Here is a 15422-nt window from a genome sequence, read left to right as displayed (position 1 = left end):
CATGCGTTATCTCGCTATATTAGTAAATAAAAATGGACTTGATGCTTCTTTAAACGACATTAAACACCATTATACTTTGGAATGGCGTAACTCATCAATTGAAGAATGTTTAGACATATTAAGGATGATAAAAACTGATTTCCCTCTGGTAAAAGGAGGGGTAATCGGAGGCGTGAAATTACCACATTATCCGCTATTTTGTGTGGCGCTAGCCGAACAAGAGGTCATTAATTTAGAAAAGGAACTTTCAGAAATTTTTAATGCGCCTTTTATCACCAAGCAGGATGCAAACACGCTCTCTCCTGATAGTCTGAAAGCCGCTTTTGAACAGCAATATGATGCATTCACTTGGGGAATAGATTACTGCGGATTTAGCGCTGGAAAAAAAGAGTATGCCGTTGAATCACTATTAACCGTAGCAAATGGTTATTTAGGTGTACGTGGCGCAATGCCTGATATGCAGGTCAATGATGCGACGTATCCTGCGACTTACCTCGCAGGCTGTTATAACCAGGCCCAATCAAATGTTGCTGACCACACGGTGACCAACGAGGATTTTGTCAATGTGCCGGACGCGCGCGCGATCCGAATTAAAATTGGTGATGACGATTGGCTCACGCCTGACACAAGTAAAAATATTGCCCTTTATCGCAATCTTTCTCTTAAAAATGGTGTGCTGGAACAAAACTGGTTAGTGGAAGATGATAGACAACGTCAAATTCAAATCCGCAGTCGAATGCTGGCGGATATGTCACACCCTACCCGTTTCGCTATTGAGTACTGCTTCACGCCACTTAATTTTGACAGCGATATCACCATCAGCACACAGATTGATGGGGAAACGTATAATTACGGGGTAGCTCGTTATCGCAGCCTCACATCACATCACTATCAAGTATTATCACGTAGAGTTTTAGGAAAAAAAGCTTATTTAAATGCTAAAACATTACAATCAGAAATCGGAATAGGGCTCTCCTCAACAATATGTGGGGACTTCTTTACGGAAGACGATATTCACATTCAGGAAGAACCGAATAAAGTTATTCAATCGATCACATGCCCGGTGATTCAAGGAAAAACGTATCGGTTTGAAAAAAGTGTCAACATTCAACTCTCAACCGTGTTTCCCACTGATTGGCATATTGCAGACGAATCTGTATTGGTTGATTTTGCGACTCAATTGAAATCCAGCGAAGCCGCGTGGGGAACGTTGTGGCAGAAAGCGGATATCGCTGTTGATGGCGATTTAATGTCTCAAAAACTCCTACGTTTACATACTTATCATTTAATTTGCTCCTGCTCACCTTTCAGCAATGAAAAATACCAGCTTGATGTGTCAGTAACGGCGAGAGGATTACACGGCGAAGCCTACAGAGGGCATATTTTCTGGGATGAAATTTTCATCTTACCTTTCTATATCATGCATTTCCCTCAAACCGCACGCCAGTTACTGATGTACCGGTATAACCGTCTTCCCATGGCGCGCCATGCGGCAAAAGAGGAAGGTTATCAGGGTGCAATGTTCCCGTGGCAATCAGGCCATGATGGTAGTGAACAAACACAAATGGTTCACCTTAATCCACTTAATGGTCAGTGGGACCCGGATTATAGCCGTTTACAGCGGCATGTCTCATTAGCCATTGCCTATAACATTTGGTTGTATTGGATAAATACCAAAGATAACGCATTCATGGTATCCTATGGGATAGAGATGCTTCTAGAAATTGCCCGTTTCTGGTTAAGTAAATCCCAATGGAATGAAACCACCCAACGCTATTCTATTAGCGGCGTAATGGGACCGGACGAATTTCACGAACATACTGTAGGGAGTGAAACGGGTGGACTTAAAGATAATGCCTATACGAATCTGATGGTATCATGGCTATTTTCTAAATTAGATGAATTATGTCAACATTTCGACGAGCACATCATCGAAAAAATCAACAGCAAAATTAATATCAATAAAAAATTTTGGATCGAAATTAATCACGTCGGGAAAAACCTATCGCTGATTATTGAAGATCACATTATTTCACAATTCGATGGGTACTTTGATTTAAAAGAAATCAATTGGGATTATTATAGAAAAAAATACCAGAATATTTACCGCATGGATAGGATATTGCGAGCGGAAGGGAAAAGTGCAGATCAATATAAAGTTGCGAAACAAGCTGATGCCTTGATGATATTTAATAATTTTTCAGAAGATAATGTAACTGAAATATTAAAAAATATGGGATACCATCTTAGTAAAGACTATGCAATAAGGAATTTGAATTATTATTTGTCACGAACCTCTCATGGTTCCACGTTATCGCGTATTGTGCATGCTCAACTCGCCAATGACATCAATTTGCCTGATTTATCGTGGAAACTTTACCGAGAAGCGCTGTATTCAGATTACCAGGATATACAAAGTGGCACCACGGCAGAGGGCATCCATACCGGTGTTATGGCCGCTACGTTAAATACGACAATAATGGCTTATGCAGGCGTTGACATTCGTCATACCTATTTGCGTATTACGCCTTCACTTCCTGATAAATGGGAAGCTGTTCGTTTTAACTTACAACATTCCGGAATCCAGTATTATTTTTCCATCTCGCGTAAAACCATCACTATTTCTGTCAGCGACGATACGCAGATAGAGATTAATAACAGAACCTATTCAGTTAGGTCTGGGGAGAACTTCTCTTATAACTATAATGAAGGACAGCAATAATGAAGAACGGTTTTATCTTCGATTTAGATGGCGTGATTGTCGATACCGCACATTATCACTTTATCGCATGGCAATATTTATCCAATAAGATTGGTATAGATATCGATGAAAAATTTAATGAAACATTAAAAGGAATCAGCCGTAAACAATCGCTGGAGCGGATCCTTGAACATGGTGGGAAACTGGGTGAATTCAGTAATCATGAAAAAGAAAAATTAGCGAGTGAAAAAAACGAGTACTACGTCAACTTACTCAACAATCTCACTGAGAATGACATTCTTCCCGGCGTACTCCCGTTTATTAAATCGGCAAAAAACCTAGGTATTCCATGTGCCGTTGCTTCCGCATCAAAGAACGCAAAATTCATATTAGAGAAACTAAAAATTATCGATTTCTTTCAACATATTGTTGATCCAGACACGTTAAGCAAAGGGAAGCCCGACCCTGAGATTTTTTTAAAGGCAGCGAAATTCATCGATATCGAACCTCAGCACGCGGTGGGCTTTGAGGATGCACAAGCAGGTATTATCGCGTTGAATAAGGCCAAAATATTTTCAGTGGGTATTGCTGTGAATCAGGAAAGTCTTATCGGTGCGGATCTTGTTTTACCCTCACTAGATAACATTACCCCTGAAATATTGTTAGAACGGAAAAAGAATAAAAAAACTGATGCTAGCCTGCATAACCAGACGTAATCCTTTATTGGTGACACTACCTTAACGAAGAGGAATAAACAGTGAAAATAAAAAAATTGACGTTAGCGATAGGGGTATTCCTTAGCGCCTCGCCATTATTCGTCAACGCAGAGAGTTCTTTAAGCAGCATTGAAGCACGTTTAAATGCGCTTGAAAAACGAGCCGTAGAAGCGGAATCAAGAGCAGCCTCCGCTGAACAAAAGGCGGCGAGACTTGAGCAATTAATGACAACGAAACATACGTCGCCCAAAAAAGCTCATGCAGTCAGTATCGAACAGCGTGTGGCTACTCTGGAAAAGAGTTCGGATCAGGCGCAGGCCAATGCGACATTGGCCCAACAAAAGGTCAGCCAATTAGAGAAACAACAAGACGCTGCGGCTAAATCCAATAGTTTTGTGGTTAGTAACAGCGACTGGGGTAAATTAAAACTGTATGGCGACGTTGAATACAATATTGATGCAGCAAGTCGCAAAGGTCAGATCACCTCAATGCATACCCAGCCGGGTCAAGGCTCCAATGACTTTAAGGATAAAGAACGTTGGGATTTAAACGGACGCATCTTGATCGGCGTGGATGGTGAACGTTCGCTCGCGAATGGCAACTACGCGGGTCTTAGGGCGCAGCCGATGGCAAACATGTCTGGCTCCATGGGCATGGATGATGCCGTATTCTACTTTGGTAAAAAAGATAAGTGGGAATACAAAATTGGTCGATATGAAGCCTACGATATGTTCCCCCTTAACCAAGATACGTTCATTGAACACTCAGGGAACAGCGCCAATGATTTATATGCAGATGGATTCGGCTATGTCTATATGATGAAAGAAGGGCGCGGGCGAAGCAATAACGGCGGCGCGATGAATCTTAGCAGTACTTACAATGATTGGTACTTCGAAGTTAACACATTAGTCGAAGATGGCAGTAAAGTATTTCAAAATGAGCAGTACCATGGTCGGAAATTAGATAATCGTAAAAATGTGGTTTATGTACGTCCTGTTGTCGCATGGAAAACAGGCCACCTCACTGTGGCTGGTGCCATAGATGCGAATGTCATCCGCAATGCTTACGGTTTCCAAAATGCTGATGGGAAGTTTGAAGATCAATCACGCCGTACCGGCTATGGTCTCAATTTTAACTGGGACAACTTAAAAGACAACGGTGAGAATGGCATCGTTGCTAATTTAAGCACCGCATATTTAGATGCTAAAAATGAAAGTGATTTTTCTGTAGGCGGTAACGTATTGTGGCGCAAATTACAGCTCGGTTATATTTATGCGCACAATGATATTAAATCCTACCAGATTGATAATGTTGTCAACGAAGGAAAGTATGACGCATTACACCCAGGAAAATACGATATCCATACTTTATTTGCCTCTTATGAATTACCAAACATCTTAGAATTAGATAACTTTAAAACGTATCTTGGTGCTTACTACTCTTATATTCATGGAAATGGAGAGATGACCTCCGTAGAAAATAGCGATAAAGATCGCTATGGCGCCCGTATTCGTTTTAAATACTTTTTCTAACCCTAGTCAGCATGGCAATGAAATTGCACTTTTCTATGGGTTACCATTAACAAGTGACTCATTGCCAATGTGTTAATTTTCTCGGGTCGAGTGAATATTGTCATTCTGCTCCTGTCTCCATTCTTCAGGATGAGAGTTGGCATGAACAGCGTCAGAGTACAGTGTTTGCGCCGTATGTCCTAAATAGCGCTCCACCGGATTACCGTTGTGAGCGCTATGCTGGATGTTTGCAGTGAGAGTCATACTTTCGATCCTGTACACGATTTTGTGTAAACACCTTTTCTCAGAAGTGACTATCCAGGCGGTCACCGAACTCGATAATAAAGCGGCTCATCGCCAGCCGTCAGTTTTGCAGTGGTATCGTCCATTTCTTCGATGCCGACGGTATCGATCATTCCTCAATAAAATAACGGAGATATCGTGACTTAAGTCACATAATCAGGCGACAGCATTGCCGCAGATATCTGGGATCGTTTAGTGTTCCACCTAAGACGTAACCGCCAACGGCGGGCGAAACTTGGGCAGAGGCGAGTAGAAATACTCATCTCTGCCCAAGTTTTTTTTTACCTGTCATCCGGCTTTCCCCCCTTCGCGACAGTGCGGAGACACAGCCTGGCGCAGCGTAGTGATGTTAAAAAACGATAAGGAGAAACAAATGAAAACATTCCCTGACGGTTTTTTATGGGGCGGTTCAGTGGCGGCAAACCAGGTCGAAGGCGCATGGAATGAAGACGGTAAAGGTGTGTCAACGTCCGATCTTCAGCTACAGGGCGTACATGGCCCGATAACGGAACGAGACGGGAACGTAAGCTGCATCAAAGATGTCGCTATCGATTTTTATCATCGCTATCCGCAAGATATTCAATTGTTCGCCGAGATGGGGTTTAAAGTATTGCGCACGTCCATCGCCTGGACACGTATTTATCCCGACGGCGATGAAGCCGAACCCTGTGAAGCCGGTCTGGCATTCTATGACCGCCTGTTTGACGAAATGGCGAAATACCAGATCCAGCCACTGATCACGCTATCACATTATGAAATGCCCTACGGTCTGGTGAAAAAATGGGGAGGCTGGGGCAACCGCGCCGTTATCGACCAGTTTGAGAAATATGCCCGTACCGTTTTCAGTCGCTATAAAGACAAGGTCAAGTATTGGCTGACGTTCAACGAAATCAATATGGCGCTGCACTCGCCCTTTACCGGGATCGGGCTACGCGGTGAACCTTCGAAGCAGGATATTTATCAGGCGATCCACCATCAGTTAGTTGCCAGCGCACGAACGGTGAAAGCCTGCCACGAGATCATTCCGGATGCCAAAATCGGCAACATGCTGCTGGGCGCGGTGCGCTACCCCATGACCTGCCACCCGAAAGACGTGTTGGAAGCGCAGCGCAAGAATCGGGAATGGCTATTCTTTGGTGACGTTCAGGCACGCGGCGCTTATCCAGCCTGGATGGTCCGCTATTTTAAAGAAAACGCTATTTCGTTGAAGATAACCGAGCAGGACAAAAATGATTTGCAGCACACCGTAGACTTTATTTCTTTCAGCTACTATATGAGCGGCTGTGCCACGTATGAACCGGAAAAATACCGGTCTTCACTCGGTAATATCCTTCGTCTGATCCCCAACCCGCACCTTGAAGCGTCCGAATGGGGCTGGCAAATAGACCCGGAAGGCCTGCGCTTTCTGTTGAACGAACTGTATGACCGCTACCAAAAGCCGCTGTTTATCGTCGAAAACGGGCTGGGCGCACGTGACGTAGTGGAAAATGATGGCCGCATTCACGACAGCTACCGCATTGATTATTTACGCCGGCACCTGATTCAGGTGCGCGAAGCCATTAGCGATGGTGTTGAACTGCTGGGCTACACCAGCTGGGGGCCGATCGATCTGGTGAGTGCGGGTACGGCGCAAATGTCAAAACGCTACGGCTTTATTTATGTCGATCGTGATGATGAGGGCAAAGGCACGCTGGAGCGTCGGCGTAAAGACAGCTTCTATTGGTATAAAGAGGTGATTAGCAGTAATGGAGAATCGTTATAACACCGGGAATCAGGCGGCACCCGCCGCCTGATTTATTCGCGTTGGGATGACATCACCGCGATGAAGACGCTCTCAGCCTGTGGATGATGCCGCTGATGAATATGCCAGCACTTTCCTCCCATCCGGCATAGCGGAACTGCGCGGCGGTCTGGCGCCGCGTTGCAGAAATACCAGACCGCATGATTGATGAAACCCGGAGCCTGAGCGACTATTCCTCGTCCTCAAACGTCGGTCGCCACGAGCTGCCGGGGCCATATTCCGCCTCATAAGCCGGACGAGCCGTCACGGTGTCGTAGATGATGTGCAACGCTTTTATTTTCCCCTTCTCATTCATCTCCAGCACATCCACACACTCAAAGTGCGCGGGCTGGCCGGAAGGCAGCGTCCATTTAAATTTAAACCAGATGGTAATTAATGGCCGACCATCCACCTGCTCGCCTTTAGTGACTCCCTTCAGATTGATTTTGGCTCTTCCCGTATCCTTGAATAGCACCGTATAGAAATCAGCCGCCTTGCGCGGCCCATACAGCGGCGAGTGCACAATCCCTTGCTCATCATAGAGGCTCAGAATGGCATTCAGGTCGCTTTTCTCAAGCGCGTCAAGGTAGGTCTTCGCGATGTAATCCGGTGTCATATTTTCTCCTTATGGGTATGATTTTCCAATAAAGCGCTGAGGTTGATTTCCATCGCACACAGGCCCGTAGGCAGGCCGAGCGTCTTCAGCAGACCCGGTGCAATTTCCCCTGCGAAACCCATCGTGGCATTTCCCTGCGCAACCGCGACACACTTACCCGCCGTCCACGGTGAACAGGTTGCAGGGTGAATATCGGAGCGAACGCCCAGACATTCCAGTACATGGGAAACAACATCAACCAGCGCGCTCCAATTTCCCTGGTAGTTGGCGATAGCCGCCATATATAACGGCTGCTCAGGCACTGCATTATCCATTTGTTCAAGTTCATCCGCCGAGGGACGCCGCCCCAGCGCAATCGCGGGCGGCTCGATCAGGGGATCAGGCGCAAAGAACACGCTACCGCTTTCAAAGATTGCGCTATTCGTCTCTTCCAGCGCCGACAGGTTGCATTGCCACGCGCTTAACAGACCGGGCAATAGCGTGGTGCGCAATATTTCGCCGTAACCTTGCAGCGGGTTCAGCAGCGATAAATAACGCCAGCGTGCATCCTCAGACGCCATGCCTAACCGGGCCAGTTCCTGAACGTCGAGGAAAGGAAAACGCGTGATTTCGATAAAACCGCGCGCCCTCATGGCCTGTTCGGCACGCTGCTGCGGCTGCGTGGCGCGCGCTTCGATGGCCAGCGTCGCCGATTGCGCATAGCGCACATCACCATCCACAATCTGACGAAGATCCCTGATGCCGTCGCGTAGCATGAGCGTCCGTTCCACGCCAATACCGAACGCGAAAGCCTGATGCGTTTGTGGATCGATCCCGCAATTACGCAGCACCGCCGGATGCACCATGCCGCAGCCCCCCCACTCGATCCAACCTTCGCTGTGGCACGTCGCACACGGCGTCGTCTTCCCTTTACAGATCGGACATTGAATATCGATCTCCGCCGCAGGATCCGCATAGGAAAACGTATATGGCCGAAGCCGGGTAACGATGCCCTCACCGAAAAGGAAGTGCGCGAACCGATCGAGCTGCCGCTTAAGATCGTCCATACTCAGCCCCTTATCGACAGCAAACCCTTCGAGCTGGTTAAACACCGGGCTGTGCGTGCTATCCAGCGCGTCAGGGCGAAATGTTCTGCCGATATGGACGTTGTAAAACGGCGGAGTGTTATGCAACATCGTTCTGGCCTGAACCGGCGAGGTATGCGCCCGCAATACCAGGCCGCTTTGCCGCTCGGGATAATCGGGATGCGCGATATAAAACGTGTGATCCCCTGCCCGGGCAAAGTGCGTTTCGGGCATATTCAACACATCAAAGTTAAACCACGCCGTCTCAAGCTCCGACCCTTGCGCCTGCGAATACCCTTCCCGTTGGAAGAAGGCAAGAATATCCGCCGTTAGCGCCCCAAGGGGATGGCGGGGACGTGGAACCGTGAGGGGAGCTGCGTCCATGCTTATTCCTCGCTGAGTGTCCAAGCGGCAAGACGTTCGTGCACCAGATCCATCTGATCCCACGCCTGACGGCAGATCGCTTTCAGGCTGTTAATCTTCGCCACAGGCAGCGAATTGAGATAGCTCACGCCAATTGACCGATGATCGTCATCGGCCTCTGCATGCAACTCGAAATAGTCCCCTTCCTGAGCCTGTGGATGGAAGATCGGCGATGTCGCCAGACCAAACACATGGCCGCTGGACTCCACCACCAGATGTACGACGACAATTTTTTCCGCTTCATCCAACTGATACATCTGGGAGACAAACCAGTTACCCGCCGCTTCCAGAATCGGATCGTAAGCCTCTTCCGTGATGTTATAGCGATCGCGTAACAGCGCATCATGTCCCACTTCTTCATTGAAATGCCGGGTGTACTCCTCAAGCAACGCTTTATCAATGCACATCGCCTGACGGGCCAGAACCATACGCTGGAAGTAACGCGACCAGACATACAGCGCCGTCACAAATCGGCGGCAGAGTTCAGGTTCACGCTGCAATCTTCCCGATTCGAACAGCTGGAACAACGTGTTTTTTTGGTGACGCGCCAGCAGTTCATCGTTGAATGCATTGAGCTCCGCCAGCGGCGAATCAAAACTCACGCGGGCATGGACTTCATCTTCATACAGCCCTTTTCCCTCAAACTGTATCGACAACCCGTGAAACTCTTCGCCGGGGCGTGTAGTAAAACCGTGCTTGCAAAAAGGCCCTACGCAAACAATGTCGCCTTCGGCCAACTGCCGGGGATTATCGCCGGTCAATTGCACCGACCCTTTAGTCACGATAATCATCGATTTGGTCGGGTGCTCATGCACATCCAGCGTTTCGCCATCGCGCAATCTGACCCAGGCAAAAGAAGGCCGTCCGCTGTCCGGCAAAAAATTCGCCAGCACCGCATTACGACGAAAGTCCCGTTGTTGACCGAGCGTATGGGTGACACCATCAACCTCAACGGTGGTAATCGCGCGAATTTGCTCTCTTGCCACCACACCGACAAACGAAATAGTATTTTCTGAACTCATGATAAACAGCTCCATGTAACATCATTGCGTTTTTAAAATTTGCAGCACACGATCGGTAATGTCGGGAGAACCTACGGAAATCCGAATATACCCGCGGACCCCCATCGGGTTAGGCAATACATCAAATCCTGATTGTAGTAAGCGCTCCGCAATTTCTTTTTTAGCTTTCACCGTAATAAAACCGGAAAAAGAAAAGACATCATCAATACCCGGACAGTTTCGTAATAATGAAGCAAAGCGTTCTCTCTCCTGAATAAACTGCTGAATTTGTGACTGTAATTTTTGGGGTTTAGAAAGTTCTTTTTCTGCTGCCAACAATACCGGACGGGGTAAAGCGAATGGCAATCTGACTTTTAGCAGGATTTTAATTAATGTTTCCTGTGCTAATAATGCACCCAACCTCAGCCCCGCCATTCCCAGTGCCTTTGACATTGATCGCACGACAATCAAATTATCGTAATCCATAATTAAATGGCGAAAAGATTCCCGTTCGGCATATTCAACGTAAGCCTCGTCAATCACGACAATGCCTTCAAACGTCTTTAATAATCTGACGACATTATCGTGATCAAGGCTGCTCCCCATCGGGTTATTAGGGTCGCACAAAATCACCCCCTTAGCCCCCTGAGCACACAGCGCATGTACATCAAGCTGATTGAAACGATCGCCGAGCAAATCAACTTTCGTGTTTTCAATCGCATACACCGTCGCTAGCTCATCGAACAGTTTGAAATTCGGGGGAGTGGTGATAATCCGGTCTCTGGCAGGTTCAAAAAAAGCGCGAAAAATCAGGTCTAACGCATCCGATGCGCCACGCGTCAGAAGGACATTTTCCGTCCCTAAAGGGCTGACGTTATTCTCTCTGTTTTCAATGATATCAAGCGCCCGTAAATAACATTCAGCCAATCGGGTCGTCATATTATCTGGATAACGTTTCTCTTCCCCGCCGAATGGATTTTCATTATCCCGTAAATTTACCATACCGCGATCTTCAGAGCGATTCGGAAAGCTGAATGCCGGTTCCATTTTCTGCACGCATTCTCTGGCAAAGACACGTTTCATTATTACCGTCCTTAGTTCACATCCAAAACAACAGACGAGTCAGATGCATCCATTTAAAAAATAAAATTGAATAAGTATATTTAAAAAATGCAGTTAATTAATTCATTATCCCTATCACTTAAAAACACTTCAGGATAATGATTGATATTTTCTATTCTTATCAAATTTCAATGTCAACACTCACTATAAACATTTACATAAAAAAAACAAAAAACAGCACAATAACGCCCCGTCATTCAAATTATTTATAAATGAATAGCGCGATTTGTTCATATAAAATCATCTACAATAAATTTTATAATAAGCAGGTTATTTATAAATCAATAAATTAGTAGGTATAATAATAAAAGAAAGGAATAAAATCGGTTATGGTACAGGCACGGGAATAATGACAAATGACGCTATCGCTCAAATATCTCATCAATAGCGCCACTGGGTTAATAACGTTAGGGTTTATCCTGCTTTTTCAACCAGGCTTCCATTTGGTCAATTTCCGGCTGCTGGGCTTTGATAATCTCTTCCGCCAGCTTACGCAATTCCGGATCTTTTCCGTATTGCAATTCCGTCTTCGCCATATCAATGGCTCCGCGGTGATGCGCAATCATTCCTTTAGCGAAGGCGACGTCAGGATCGCTGGACGTTATCCCTTCCATCATCTCGGTATGCATCGCATCCATCCCTTTCCTATACGCCTGCTGGGAAGACGACGCGTCGTTCGCTGCATTATGGTCACTATGGGCGCTGTCGGCCGCAAACGAGAGAAACGGGACCGCTAAGACCGCCGTTAATAACAAATGGACTTTCTTCATCATAACCTCTCAATCAGTCATCGGACCTTTTGAGGGTAGACGTTCCAGTAAGGGGAAGGTCAAGAAAAAACCACCGGACCGAAGCATCACCTGCGAGGGAATACGTCAATCCGGTGGTTTTATCCATTTAAATAGCGAGTCGGTGTTATTCTGCAGGTGCTGGCTTAGCGTCATGCTTTGGCGGTTGAGTCAGCCGCTTTTCAAAACTGTCGTTGTACTGCTTCTTCTGTTCTGGCGTCAGAACGTTGTAAATTTTGTTTTTGGTTTCCAGCCCGTCCAGCATTCTGGCCTTGCGCGCCGCATCGGCTTTATCCAGCTGCGCCTGCGCTTTTGCGGCATCAAACGTATCCGATGCGATCAGGTTATGCAAATCACGATGGTCAGCCTGCATGGCTTTGTGCATTTTCTCGTGGGAGTCTTTCATGATGGTTTTAATTTGCTGCTTCTGCGCTTCCGTCAAATTCAGCTCCCTGAACATCGCATCCGGCCCCATCATGCCACGATGCTCCCGACCGTCTTTCATCATTTTGTGTTCCGGGCCATGACCTTTAGGCGCGTCATTCGCATGCGCGATACCTGCCGCGCCCAATGCCAAGGAAGAAGCAACCAGCATTGCAGTGAGTTTACGCATATTTTATTCCTCTCTCTGAATTGAGTGATTGACGGCGAATAGCCGTGCTTCAAGAGACAGTATAGGTTCGACACCTTCAGTTAATTAGAGCAAGGGTAAATCTCTGCAAGCGTCGGCTCCACATTTGCGGTAATTGTGGAGAATGAGGAGGAATTGTGCAGGAAAGCGGAAGTTTTGCGTTAACGTCCGGCTGACGTTATCCACTGCCATCATTGCGGAGGAAAACGCGCGACGTCATTACGGTAGCGAACGGCGAAAAGCGGAGGCATCTTGTGCCAGCGCATCGAGATGGGCGTGGATCACTTTCATTTTCTGCATCAGCGGGTTTCTATCCGGTGAGCTGTCCATGGCGTTCAGCCGGGCAGAAAGTTGTTCAATCTGCGAGCAAAGGTAAGCGTCACGCTCTTGCGCCTGATGCAACTGCTGTCGAAGTTGCTGATGTTCCTGCCGCCATGTCTGCTGCTGGCGCTGAACGCTTTGTTCCAGCGCCTGAAGTGCGCTATCCAATCGATATTCCAACTCTTCTATCCGCATAACGATACCTTTGCCTGATAAACCAGCGGATTATAATGTCACACGCAGCCGACAACAAACACTCCGGCGCACGGTCCGGTTTAATCCCCCACCACCTTTGGCTCACAATGACATCAGTCACAATTAATAAACATAAATTTCACATCCTCCGCGGTTATGGCTAGATTGAACAGAGCAACTCATCAGACCAGTTAATTTTATCGGAGAGTGCAATGACGGCTTATCCCACGCTGCTTTCCCCACTCGACCTTGGTTTCACGACGCTAAAGAATCGTGTGGTGATGGGTTCAATGCATACCGGGCTGGAAGAGCACCCGGACGGCACGGCAAGGCTGGCGGCATTTTACCGTGAACGGGCACAAGGCGGCGTGGCGCTGATTGTGACAGGCGGCATTGCGCCGAATGCGCAAGGCGCGATCGCCAAAGGGGGCGCCACGCTGCATGACGACGCGCAATTAGATCACCATCGGGCCCTGACGCAGGCAGTCCATCAGGCTGGTGGAAAAATCGCGCTGCAAATTCTCCATGCCGGACGCTACAGCTATCAACCCGATCCGGTCGCGCCGTCCGCCATTCAGGCGCCGATTAATCATTTTGCGCCGCGGGCCATGCGCGCACAGGATATTGAACAAACCATTGATGACTTTGCGCGCTGTGCCGGGCTGGCGCAGCGCGCAGGCTACGATGGGGTGGAAATCATGGGCTCGGAAGGCTATCTGATTAATCAGTTTCTGGTGACGCATACCAACCAACGGGATGATGAATGGGGCGGCGATTTTCAGCGGCGCAGCCGTTTCGCGCTGGAGATTGTTCGCGCCGTGCGGGAACGCACCGGGCCGGCGTTCATCCTCATTTACCGCCTGTCGATGCTCGATTTGATAGAAGAAGGCTCAAGCTGGCAGGAAGTTGTGCAACTGGCGCAGGCGATTGAACAGGCTGGCGCCACTCTCATCAACACCGGCATCGGCTGGCATGAAGCGCGTATCCCGACGATCGCCACATCGGTGCCGCGCGGAGCGTTCGGCTGGGTAACGCAGACGCTGATGGGTCACGTCGGTATTCCTCTGATCGCCACCAACCGCATCAACGACCCCGACGTGGCGGAACAGTTACTGGCCGAGGGCTGCGCCGATATGGTGTCAATGGCGCGCCCTTTTCTCGCCGATGCCAGACTGGTGGAAAAGGCGCAGTCGGGACGCGCCGATGAAATCAATACCTGCATCGGTTGCAATCAGGCCTGTCTCGATCAGATATTTGTCGGTAAGATCACGTCCTGTCTGGTAAACCCGCGCGCCTGCCACGAAACCGAGCTACCGATTCATCCCGCACGGGTGAGCAAACGCTTTGCCGTCGTGGGCGCAGGGCCCGCGGGCCTGGCCTTTGCCGTGAACGCCGCCGAGCGCGGCCATCAGGTCACGCTGTTTGAATCGTCGTCTTACATCGGTGGACAATTCAACATTGCCAGACAGATTCCCGGTAAAGCGGAGTTTAACGAAACGCTACGCTACTATCGTCGACAGTTAGCGCTGCATAACGTCACACTTCGCCTGAGCACACGGGCGACAGCCGTCGATTTGCTCGGTTTCGATGACGTCATTCTGGCCTGCGGCATCGTCCCCAGAATCCCGGCGATTACGGGGATCGACCATCCAGGCGTGCTGAGCTATCTGGACGTTCTGCGCGACAAAAAACCGGTCGGCCAACGGGTGGCGATTATCGGCGCGGGCGGCATTGGCTTTGATACCGCACACTACCTCCTTAACGACAATCCGCCTTCCGGCGTCGGTCATCTTCAGGCGGAACACGGCGATTTTTATGCCGAATGGGGTATCGACAGGCAATTACAGTACCGTGGCGGTCTGCTGCCTCACCGGTCAACCCCGCGTCCCCACCGGCGAAACATTACCCTGTTGCAGCGTAAAGCCGGCAAGCCCGGCGAGAACCTTGGGAAAACGACAGGCTGGATCCACCGCACCACATTACTGCGCCACGGCGTGACAATGCTTGGCGGCGTGGAGTATCACCATATTGATGATGCCGGGCTGCACATTATCCACGAACGGAAAATGCGCTGCCTGCCGGTAGATAACGTCATTATTTGCGCCGGTCAGGAGCCCAACCGTGAGCTTTATGCTCCCTTGCAGGCCGCCGGGTGTCACGTTCACCTGATTGGCGGAGCCGATGCCGCGCAAGAGTTGGATGCGCGCCGGGCAATCGATCAGGCTACCCGGCTGGCATTGACGCTATAAA

13 protein-coding genes are annotated in these 15422 nt (G+C 48.5%); 5 read left to right on the top strand and 8 right to left on the bottom strand.

What is annotated here, in order from left to right; all coding sequences use genetic code 11:
* Window position 1: 1 nt before the first annotated feature.
* The 3 genes from EDC54_RS05720 to EDC54_RS05710 are packed head-to-tail and all read left to right on the top strand — an operon-like array spanning window position 2 to window position 4949.
* Window positions 2–2722 carry a glycoside hydrolase family 65 protein gene (locus EDC54_RS05720; RefSeq protein ID WP_132454155.1) on the top strand — a complete coding sequence of 907 codons (2721 nt, stop codon included), beginning with the start codon at window positions 2–4 and terminating at the stop codon, window positions 2720–2722.
* Window positions 2722–3417 (top strand): beta-phosphoglucomutase, encoded by a 696-nt coding sequence (pgmB, locus tag EDC54_RS05715; protein WP_132454153.1) that lies wholly within the window; start codon window positions 2722–2724, stop codon window positions 3415–3417. The genes EDC54_RS05720 and pgmB overlap by 1 nt, the downstream gene beginning before the upstream one ends.
* Window positions 3418–3458: 41 nt before the next feature.
* Window positions 3459–4949 (top strand): carbohydrate porin, encoded by a 1491-nt coding sequence (locus EDC54_RS05710; protein WP_132454151.1) that lies wholly within the window; start codon window positions 3459–3461, stop codon window positions 4947–4949.
* A 72-nt stretch (window positions 4950–5021) separates the two neighbouring features.
* On the opposite strand, the gene EDC54_RS17880 is transcribed toward EDC54_RS05710, so the two are convergent.
* Window positions 5022–5192 (bottom strand): hypothetical protein, encoded by a 171-nt coding sequence (locus EDC54_RS17880; protein ID WP_165904275.1) that lies wholly within the window; start codon window positions 5190–5192, stop codon window positions 5022–5024.
* A gap of 412 nt (window positions 5193–5604) precedes the next feature.
* On the opposite strand from EDC54_RS17880, the gene EDC54_RS05705 reads away from it, so the two are divergent.
* Window positions 5605–6993: a glycoside hydrolase family 1 protein gene (locus EDC54_RS05705; RefSeq protein WP_132454149.1), complete on the top strand. Its 1389-nt coding sequence runs from the start codon at window positions 5605–5607 to the stop codon at window positions 6991–6993.
* Between the two features lie 208 nt (window positions 6994–7201).
* Here the strand turns inward: EDC54_RS05705 and EDC54_RS05700 are convergent, their stop codons facing one another.
* The 7 genes from EDC54_RS05700 to EDC54_RS05670 all read right to left on the bottom strand — a co-directional run bounded on the left by EDC54_RS05700 (window position 7202) and on the right by EDC54_RS05670 (window position 13172).
* Window positions 7202–7627 carry a nuclear transport factor 2 family protein gene (locus EDC54_RS05700; RefSeq protein ID WP_132454147.1) on the bottom strand — a complete coding sequence of 142 codons (426 nt, stop codon included), beginning with the start codon at window positions 7625–7627 and terminating at the stop codon, window positions 7202–7204.
* The gene (locus EDC54_RS05695) at window positions 7624–9075 is read right to left on the bottom strand and encodes a phenylalanine--tRNA ligase subunit alpha (RefSeq protein ID WP_132454145.1); all 1452 of its coding nucleotides are present in this window, start codon (window positions 9073–9075) and stop codon (window positions 7624–7626) included. Before EDC54_RS05695 ends, EDC54_RS05700 begins: the two co-directional genes overlap by 4 nt.
* Before the next feature lie 2 nt (window positions 9076–9077).
* Complete coding sequence (locus EDC54_RS05690; RefSeq protein WP_132454143.1) at window positions 9078–10136, bottom strand: cupin domain-containing protein; 1059 nt, start codon at window positions 10134–10136, stop codon at window positions 9078–9080.
* A 21-nt stretch (window positions 10137–10157) separates the two neighbouring features.
* Window positions 10158–11198 (bottom strand): aminotransferase class I/II-fold pyridoxal phosphate-dependent enzyme, encoded by a 1041-nt coding sequence (locus EDC54_RS05685; RefSeq protein WP_132454141.1) that lies wholly within the window; start codon window positions 11196–11198, stop codon window positions 10158–10160.
* Between the two features lie 446 nt (window positions 11199–11644).
* Window positions 11645–12007, bottom strand: a complete 363-nt coding sequence (copM, locus tag EDC54_RS05680; RefSeq protein WP_132454444.1) for a CopM family metallochaperone — start codon at window positions 12005–12007, stop codon at window positions 11645–11647.
* A gap of 145 nt (window positions 12008–12152) precedes the next feature.
* Entirely contained in the window at window positions 12153–12638 is a 486-nt protein-coding gene (spy, locus tag EDC54_RS05675) for an ATP-independent periplasmic protein-refolding chaperone Spy (RefSeq protein ID WP_132454139.1), read from the bottom strand.
* A 237-nt stretch (window positions 12639–12875) separates the two neighbouring features.
* On the bottom strand, window positions 12876–13172 hold the full coding sequence (locus EDC54_RS05670; RefSeq protein WP_132454137.1) for a hypothetical protein: 297 nt from the start codon (window positions 13170–13172) through the stop codon (window positions 12876–12878).
* A gap of 212 nt (window positions 13173–13384) precedes the next feature.
* Here EDC54_RS05670 and EDC54_RS05665 point away from each other — a divergent pair, with 212 nt between their 5' ends.
* Window positions 13385–15421, top strand: a complete 2037-nt coding sequence (locus EDC54_RS05665) for an NADPH-dependent 2,4-dienoyl-CoA reductase (RefSeq protein WP_132454135.1) — start codon at window positions 13385–13387, stop codon at window positions 15419–15421.
* Window position 15422: the final 1 nt, after the last annotated feature.

It is taken from the genome of Samsonia erythrinae, assembly GCF_004342665.1.
Taxonomy (GTDB): domain Bacteria; phylum Pseudomonadota; class Gammaproteobacteria; order Enterobacterales; family Enterobacteriaceae; genus Samsonia; species Samsonia erythrinae.
This window is presented reverse-complemented; position numbering and strand designations above follow the sequence as displayed.

Excerpts from the sequence above, each read along its gene's own strand:
- EDC54_RS05685 (WP_132454141.1), bottom strand. The coding sequence starts at position 11,198 with ATGAAACGTGTCTTTGCCAGAGAATGCGTGCAGAAAATGGAACCGGCA.
- EDC54_RS05690 (WP_132454143.1), bottom strand. The coding sequence starts at position 10,136 with ATGAGTTCAGAAAATACTATTTCGTTTGTCGGTGTGGTGGCAAGAGAG.
- pgmB (WP_132454153.1), top strand. The coding sequence starts at position 2,722 with ATGAAGAACGGTTTTATCTTCGATTTAGATGGCGTGATTGTCGATACC.
- EDC54_RS05695 (WP_132454145.1), bottom strand. The coding sequence starts at position 9,075 with ATGGACGCAGCTCCCCTCACGGTTCCACGTCCCCGCCATCCCCTTGGG.
- EDC54_RS05665 (WP_132454135.1), top strand. The coding sequence starts at position 13,385 with ATGACGGCTTATCCCACGCTGCTTTCCCCACTCGACCTTGGTTTCACG.
- copM (WP_132454444.1), bottom strand. The coding sequence starts at position 12,007 with ATGAAGAAAGTCCATTTGTTATTAACGGCGGTCTTAGCGGTCCCGTTT.
- EDC54_RS05670 (WP_132454137.1), bottom strand. The coding sequence starts at position 13,172 with ATGCGGATAGAAGAGTTGGAATATCGATTGGATAGCGCACTTCAGGCG.
- EDC54_RS17880 (WP_165904275.1), bottom strand. The coding sequence starts at position 5,192 with ATGACTCTCACTGCAAACATCCAGCATAGCGCTCACAACGGTAATCCG.
- EDC54_RS05700 (WP_132454147.1), bottom strand. The coding sequence starts at position 7,627 with ATGACACCGGATTACATCGCGAAGACCTACCTTGACGCGCTTGAGAAA.
- spy (WP_132454139.1), bottom strand. The coding sequence starts at position 12,638 with ATGCGTAAACTCACTGCAATGCTGGTTGCTTCTTCCTTGGCATTGGGC.
- EDC54_RS05705 (WP_132454149.1), top strand. The coding sequence starts at position 5,605 with ATGAAAACATTCCCTGACGGTTTTTTATGGGGCGGTTCAGTGGCGGCA.
- EDC54_RS05720 (WP_132454155.1), top strand. The coding sequence starts at position 2 with ATGCGTTATCTCGCTATATTAGTAAATAAAAATGGACTTGATGCTTCT.